1 tRNA gene is annotated in these 1,167 nt (G+C 45.4%); it reads left to right on the forward strand.

Features of this window, described 5'->3' with window-relative positions:
- Nucleotides 1–793 precede the first annotated feature (793 nt).
- A tRNA-Ser gene (locus BM022_RS15655) sits at nt 794–868 on the forward strand.
- Nucleotides 869–1,167: the final 299 nt, after the last annotated feature.

Genomic DNA, 1,167 nt, shown 5'->3' on the forward strand with positions numbered 1-1,167 from the left:
CCGGCTCAAGGATAAACGCAAAGCCGGGCATGTAAAGGTCAAGGCTTAGTAAAATTAAATGTCCGGGTGGGTCAGTTTTATTCCGGCCAAATAACCAAAAAGTGGGTCAGTTTTAAACCGGCGTTGACAGTTTCACATCATTCCTTTAGTTTTAACGAAGCTTTTTTGGAGCGACGACCGCACAGCATGAGACGTGGATTAGCAAAAATCATGCCTAATTGTTTATTTCTGTAAACTCATGCGCTTACATGAGCATGACATCAAATAAATGCTGAGCTTAGGCGAACGTGTAAACATTCTTGACATTCAAGGAGAAAGCAACCTCTCCGGTGTAGGAAATGGGCCAGCTAGAGAAACCGAAAAGGGGTCTATCACTGGTTCAAGCGGGGCTAGGAACGAAGACTTGAAAACCAAATGACCCCCTCTCTTCGGTGCGAGATAACTTCCAAAAGGGGTGGTTTTCGTCCTGCGATTAAGGCAAATAGACAATGCAAATAATGGGGCAGCGGTCTAAGCCAGGAGGTATGACGAGAAGCACTGTGAAGTTAGCTGGATACTAGAATTTATTATCGGGGCAGCGTTCAGCATCGGCCTGATAAATTTATCGGTAGATTGCGGATAGCCACGAGTAGGAGGTACGTGACTTAAGGGGGAGGGATTCTAGCGAAACTCGGGTTTACCCCCTCTGTGGGACACTGATGGGACACTTACCAGTAAAACACGGCAATAAATGGCGACAAGCGGCAATAATAAAATAAGAATAACTCATGTTTAGATTGCTATGATGTGTTGTGTGTCGTTATGACTTATTGATTGAACAGGACTCTTAATCCGTAGGTCGAGCGTTCGAATCGCTCACGACCCACCAATAAAACAAGCAGTTAGATAAGATATCTAGCCGCTTTTTTATTTCATTGCTACCCTATTGCTACCTTCCGACCTGCGCTCCGGTCTGTGGCCTGAGATTAGCTCGTCTGTATCTCGCCAGCGAAAATCTCATCCAGCTGTGGCAAAAAGTTCAGTTTGATTTTGGACTTGGATCAGGGTAATCGCCGATTGAGCCTCGGATCTGCTGATGTGCCCCCGATAATAGTGCCAGGGGTGTTCTAGCGAAGTTCAGTTAAAAGATCAGCTTCTTTCTCTCTCACAGCCGTTGATTTCTTTTTG

Source organism: Nitrosospira sp. Nsp14 (assembly GCF_900113575.1).
Taxonomy (GTDB): Bacteria; Pseudomonadota; Gammaproteobacteria; order Burkholderiales; family Nitrosomonadaceae; genus Nitrosospira.